General features: G+C 65.6%; 3 protein-coding genes. All 3 read left to right on the top strand.

Annotated elements, in window-relative coordinates; all coding sequences use genetic code 11:
- Positions 1 to 433: 433 nt before the first annotated feature.
- The 3 genes from AC07DW_RS33545 to AC07DW_RS33535 all read left to right on the top strand — a co-directional run bounded on the left by AC07DW_RS33545 (position 434) and on the right by AC07DW_RS33535 (position 4,111).
- Positions 434 to 889, top strand: a complete 456-nt coding sequence (locus tag AC07DW_RS33545; protein ID WP_478861395.1) for a hypothetical protein — start codon at positions 434 to 436, stop codon at positions 887 to 889.
- 928 nt (positions 890 to 1,817) lie between these two features.
- Complete coding sequence (gene istA, locus AC07DW_RS33540) at positions 1,818 to 3,323, top strand: IS21 family transposase (RefSeq protein WP_478861394.1); 1,506 nt, start codon at positions 1,818 to 1,820, stop codon at positions 3,321 to 3,323.
- Positions 3,230 to 4,111, top strand: coding sequence for an ATP-binding protein (locus tag AC07DW_RS33535; protein WP_478861393.1), 882 nt, complete (start codon positions 3,230 to 3,232; stop codon positions 4,109 to 4,111). Before istA ends, AC07DW_RS33535 begins: the two co-directional genes overlap by 94 nt.
- The last annotated feature ends 18 nt before the right edge of the window (positions 4,112 to 4,129 follow it).

Here is a 4,129-nt window from a genome sequence, read left to right as displayed (position 1 = left end):
CGAGGCCATCGCGTGAAGCCCACGATCTTGGGCGGACGCGTACTCAGGGCCCGCACCCCCGACGGAATCGAGCAGGAGGTCTGGGCCCTGCTGACCGCCTACCAGGCCTTACGCACTGTGATGACCGCGCCACCGACAGCATCCCGGGCGCCGGCCCGGACCGGGCCGACTTCACCACTGCCCTCGAGCAGCATGTACCACTGCTGGCGCCTGCCGTCCCGACTCCCTGGTCCCACCTGAGGCGACATTGGCGTCGTCTGAACGATGGAGACGGACCCTACGATCAGTGCCCGCCAATCCGGAGTGGTACCAGCCGACCGGAGGGATGTCCTCCGGGTAGCACGGCCGGAGGATGGGAACAGGTACTTGATGTTCACGAATTACGATGGTTCAGGAGGACTGAAACGTGCGACGTAGATTGAAGATTTGCGCAGTGGGCGGGTTGATCATCACAGGGCTGATGGCCCCTACAGTCGCCCAGGCCGCAACACCGACAATGACATCCAGTGTTGAGGATTCAAGCCCATTCGTCAGTAAAGTGGACCCTTATCAGAATGCGTATGAGGTATTTCAGATCAAGAATAATACCTCCAAGCCGCTCTATTTGAAAAATGTGCGCCACGTGGCTGACGAATCCAGCGGCGACTACGGATTCGATGTGCGTAATGTCCTCGTTATCCCTCAGGGTGGAACCGAAAAGTTCGCTTTGGGTGGAAGCTATAGGACTAATGTTTATGCTCTCGACTACGAGACCGCGAGCTACGGAGGGGCGGACAAGCCCACCAAATATACTCTGGTGGCAGATACTAACGGCAATAGCTATGGGCTCCCCAGCAACATCGTTAAGATTCCGTTTCTATCACAAAACACGTTCGAAATCTATCCGTAGTGCTGGCTTCCTTACATCGGCTTGAGCGGTCGGGGCCTCACCGGAAGGGCGCAATGCCATTGCTGACCAGGTGTCCAGTTTGGGTGCCGCACACGCCTCCTACTCCGACTGGTAATGCCGCTCGGGACGGCAGCCAGCGTTCGCTCATTATTTAGTGCATCATGCAAAGCTCAATTCGAATGTTCCTCATTGCGATTGCCGTCCGACATCAATCGGTCGGCACACCTTCTTCGGCGCAGCCGACTCGTCGATGACCGCGTGCAGAGCAGAAGAACGGCTTCCTCGGCCGAGTTGGCCGACCGTGGCCTGGGCCAGCCGCGGCGGCCCCGGCACCCCGGCGCGGTCACCGGCCGGGTGCGAAGCAGTCTGGTCGGCGAGGAAGCGGACCACCGCTCGACCTGGTTGATCTGGCGGTTTCGTACGGGCAGTCAGGGGCGGGAGATGCCCGGGCGGTTCGGGGCCTGACAGACCGTGTACCAGCGGTTTGTGAAGTGGCGGGACGCGGGTGTTTTGCGGGCACGGGTCCAGGGCGCGATCGCTGAGGCCGCGCGCCGGGATGAGGTGGGCCTGTCCCTGGGCAGCGTGGATTCCACCACTGTGCGAGCCCGCCATGACGCAGCCGGGATGCGCCTGGATGGCGAGGTCCTGGCAGCTCTTGAGGAGGCAGGACCCGAGCGGGAGGAAGCAGCCCGCAAAAAAAAGGGGGAGCGTCGGAAGGACTGATTTCTTCGGGGTGGTTGGGCGCCACGTTTCCGGTGGGTTTGGGTGCCAGTGGATTTCCGGTGGGATCGGGCTCCACTTGGTGTGATGGCGTGTGACATGCCACTTTCGGCGTAATCGGTTGTTGTGGGCTGTTTGGCCGTCACGCTGTGCCTGTTGAACACGGTCCAGGTCAGGGAGACCGATGGTGCACAGGTCGCGTGAGGTGTTGTACGAGAAGATCCGGCACGCCCGCCGGGAGCAGGGGCTGTCGGGCCGGGAGCTGGCGGTGCGGTTCAAGGTGTCGCGGGGGACGGTGCGGCACGCGCTGGAGTCGCCGGTGCCGCCGAAGCGGAAGTCGCCTCCGCGGCGGCCGAGTGTGCTGGAGCCGGTGAAGGGCTTCATCGACCAGATGCTGCGGGAGGACGTGGACGCTCCGGCGAAGCAGCGGCACACGATCGTGCGGATCATGGAGCGTCTCGCGGCGGAGCAGGATTTCGAGCTGGCCCGCAACACCACGGTGTGGGAGTACGTCCGCAAGCGGCGCCCGGAGATCAGGGCGGAGGCTTTGGAGGGCCGCCGTCATCTGGAGGGGATGGCCCCGCAGGCGAAGCGGCCGGGCGAGGAGGCGGAGGTCGACTTCGCGGACGTCTGGCTGGACCTCGCAGGCCAGCGCCGCAAGTGCGTGCGGTTCACCCTGCGTCTGTCTTGCAGCGGCAAGGCCGTCCACCGCGTCTGCGTCACTGCCTCACAGGAGGCTTTCCTGGAGGGGCATGCGGAGGCGTTCGCGGTGCTGGGCGGGGTGCCGTCGATGCACATCCGGTATGACAACCTGCGGCCCGCGGTCAAGCAGGTGTTGTTCGGCCGCTCACGGCTGGGATCGATCCGGGGGGCGTCGTTCAAGTCGTGGTACCAGTGCTCGGCGTTCTACTGCGCTCCGGGGGAGGCCGGCGCACATGAGAAGGGCGGCGTCGAGCACGAGGGCGGCCGGTTTCGCAGGAAGCACTTGGTCCCGCCGCCTGAGGTGGAGTCGCTGGCGGAGCTGAACGAGCGTCTGGCCGCGATCGATGTCGCCGAGGACGCCCGTCACATCCACGGCCGGCCGACTTCGAGCGGCTTCGATTTTCGAGGCCGAACGCGACGTGCTGCGGCCGCTGCCGTCGGACGACTACGACTGCGGCATCGACCTGACACCGACCCTCGCCCGCGACAGCAGGGTCACAGTGCGGCAGTGCTACCACTCGGTCCCGGCGAAGTTCATCGGTCAGAAATTACGGGTCAAGCTGCGGGCGGACGAGCTGCGGGTTTCGACGGGCGCCAAGTCGTCGCCCGACATACCGATCTGACCAGGCGTTACACCTACCCCGACTCCCTGGACCACTACCTGGAGATCCTGCTGCTCAAGCCCGGCGCGTTCGCAGGCGCCTCCGCCCTCGCACAGGCCAGGGCGGAAGGCGGCTTCACCAAGGTCCACGAGGCGTTCTGGGCCGCCGCCAAGCAGAAGGCCGGAGACCGCGGATGCTCATCGAGGTCCTGCTGCTGCACCGCCAGCTCCCCGGCGAGGCCCTGGTCACCGCGATGGAGACCTGCCGAATCGGCTCCGTCAGCACTGATCTCGTCGCGATCGAGGCCCGCAAGGCGATGGAGGGCACCGACGCCGAGGACGACGAACTCCTCGACGGCACCGATACCGCTGCATCCGGTCACACCACCGAGAGCACCGGGGCCCAGGTGATCTCCCTGCACACGCGCCCACTGCCGCCCGACCCGCGCAAGGCTGCCCGACATGAGCACCGACCGGCTGCTGAGCCCGGCCCGTGGCCGCGACAGCCAGAAGCAGAAAGGCCACGGCGCATGAGCCCGACCATCACCGTCACCGACCAGGCCGACGATCAGGACACCGGCAACGTCCCCGGCCGCATGATGTCCCTGCCTGGCGATCCGGAGGACATGCTCATCGACGAGGCATGCCGGGAGCTTCGCCTGTCGGCGTTCCATGAGAGGTTCATCGACCTGGCCACCACCGCCCGGCGCGAGCAAGCCACCTACAAGCAGTTTCTGCTGGACATGCTCCAGGCCGAGCTCGCCGACCGGGACCTGCGCCGCCAGCAGCGGCTGCTACGGCTGGCCCGCGTCCCGCGGCCCAAGCGGCTGGAGGATTTCAACTTCGAGAAGAACCCGAACGTCACCCCCGAGGTCGTGGCGGACCTGAAGTCTCCGACCTGGGACCGCGAGGGACGGCCGCAGGTGCTGATCGGCGACTCCGCCACAGGCAAATCCCACCTGCTGATCGGGATCGGCACCGCGATCGCGGAGACCGGGCTGTCGGTCTGCTGCACCACCACAAGCGCGCTGGTCAGCGAGCTCGCCGAAGCCGACGCGGGCCGCCGCTTGTCCTCCGTGATCGCCCGCTCCATCAAGATCGATCTTTTGTGCCTGGACGAGTTCGGCTGTGCGCCACGAGGCGCTGATGGATCTCGCGGGATGAGAGGCCCGCCGCCGGTCCTCGCAGGGACCGGTTGAAGCTGGAGGCAGGCTGAG

It is taken from the genome of Streptomyces sp. NPDC045701 (assembly GCF_056432045.1).
The sequence above is the reverse complement of the archived record's forward strand: the minus strand, read 5'-3'. Positions and strand labels throughout refer to the sequence as shown.

What these genes read in the sequence shown, in the direction of transcription:
- AC07DW_RS33535 (WP_478861393.1), top strand. Translation starts at nt 3,230, where the DNA reads ATGGAGGGCACCGACGCCGAGGACGACGAACTCCTCGACGGCACCGAT.